The sequence below is a fragment of the Streptomyces sp. NPDC058955 genome (assembly GCF_042741435.1).
In the GTDB taxonomy this organism is placed as follows: Bacteria; Actinomycetota; Actinomycetes; order Streptomycetales; family Streptomycetaceae; genus Streptomyces.
In genome coordinates this window covers 1-1,649 of the sequence record NZ_JBHYKM010000243.1, presented here as the reverse complement: position 1 = coordinate 1,649, position 1,649 = coordinate 1, and the positions used below count along the sequence as shown (strand labels likewise).

Below are 1,649 nucleotides of genomic sequence, written 5' to 3'. Positions count from 1 at the left end.
CCCCGCCCGGGGGGGGGGGGCGCCCCCCCGGCCCGCCCCGGCCCGGGGCCGGGGGGCGGCCCGGGGCGGGTGCCGGGGGGCGGCAGGGGCGGCCGCCGTGGGCCGCTGCCCGGCGGGGCACGGGCCGCGTACGACGTCGTGGTCGTGGGGGCCGGGGTCGTGGGGTGTGCGATCGCCCGGGCGCTCGCCCGGTACGCGCTGCGGGTCGCGCTCGTCGAGGCGGCGGACGACGTCGGGGAGGGCAGCTCCAAGGCCAACACGGCGATCCTCCACACCGGGTTCGACGCCGCCCCCGGCACCCTGGAGGCGGGGCTCGTGCGCGCGGGACACCGGCTGCTGTCCGGTTACGCCGCCGAGGCCGGCATCCCCGTCGAACCGGTCGGCGCGCTCCTCGTCGCCTGGGACGAGGAGCAGCGGGCCGCGCTGCCGGGGCTCGCCGCCAAGGCGGCCCGCAACGGGCACCACGCCACCCGGATCGTCGACGCGGCCGAACTCCGCCACCGCGAACCCCACCTGGGCCCGGGCGCGCTCGCCGCGCTCGCCGTGCCGGGCGAGTCGCTGATCTGCCCCTGGACCACCACCCTCGCCTACGCCACCCAGGCGGTCCGCTCCGGCGTCGACCTCCTCCTCGGCTGCCGGGTGACGGACGTCGCCACCGTCCCGGGAGCGCCCCACCGGCTGACGACCACGCGCGGCCCGCTCACCGCCCGCTTCCTCGTCAACGCCTGCGGACTGCACGCGGACCGGTTCGACGCGCTGCTCGGCGTGCGGGACTTCACCGTCACGCCCCGCCGGGGCCAGCTGCTCGTCTACGACAAGGCCGCCCGCGACCTCGTGCGCCACATCCTGCTGCCCGTCCCCGGCCCGCTCGGCAAGGGCGTCCTCGTCGCGCCCACCGTGTACGGGAACGTCCTGCTCGGCCCGACCGCCGAGGACCTCGACGACCGCACGGCCACCGGCACCACCGCCGAAGGGCTCGCCGGGCTGCGGGACCGGGGCGCGCGGATCGTGCCCGCGCTCGTGGCGGAGGAGGTGACGGCCGCGTACGCGGGGCTGCGGGCCGCGACCGGCCGGGAGGACTACCGGTGCGGCGCCCGCCCCGCGCTGCGGTACGTCACGGTCGGCGGGATCCGCTCCACCGGCCTGTCCGCCTCCCTCGCCCTCGCCGAGCACGTCCTCGGCCTGCTCGCCGAGTGCGGCCTGCGGACCGGCCCCGAACGGCCCCTCGCCCCGGTGCGGATGCCCAACCTCGGCGAGGCGTTCCCCCGCCCCTACCGGGACGCCGGGGCCGTCGCCCGCGACCCCGCCTTCGGGACGGTCGTCTGCCACTGCGAGCACGTCACCCGGGGCGAGGTGCGGGACGCGCTCGCGTCGGTCGTCCCGCCGGCCGGTCTCGACGGGCTGCGCCGCCGTACCCGCGCCGGGGCGGGCCGCTGCCAGGGCGGCCACTGCCGGCCCGCCCTGCGCGCGCTGTTCGAGGAGTACGGGAAGGGGGCCGGGGCCCGGTGAACGGTCGGCCCACGCAGGAGCGGACGGGCCGGCCCCCCGCCCGCGGGGGGGAGAGCGGCCGGCCCGCGGGGGCGCGCGCCGCGGCCGGGGGGGGGGAGGGGCCGGGGGGGGGGGGCCCGGCCGGGGGGGGGGGGGGGGGG

Annotated in this window: 1 protein-coding gene; it reads left to right on the top strand. The window is 80.9% G+C overall.

What is annotated here, in order from left to right; genetic code table 11:
* The first annotated feature begins 69 nt into the window (after positions 1–69).
* Entirely contained in the window at positions 70–1,509 is a 1,440-nt protein-coding gene (locus tag ACFW1I_RS38345) for an FAD-dependent oxidoreductase (RefSeq protein ID WP_384678804.1), read from the top strand.
* Positions 1,510–1,649: the final 140 nt, after the last annotated feature.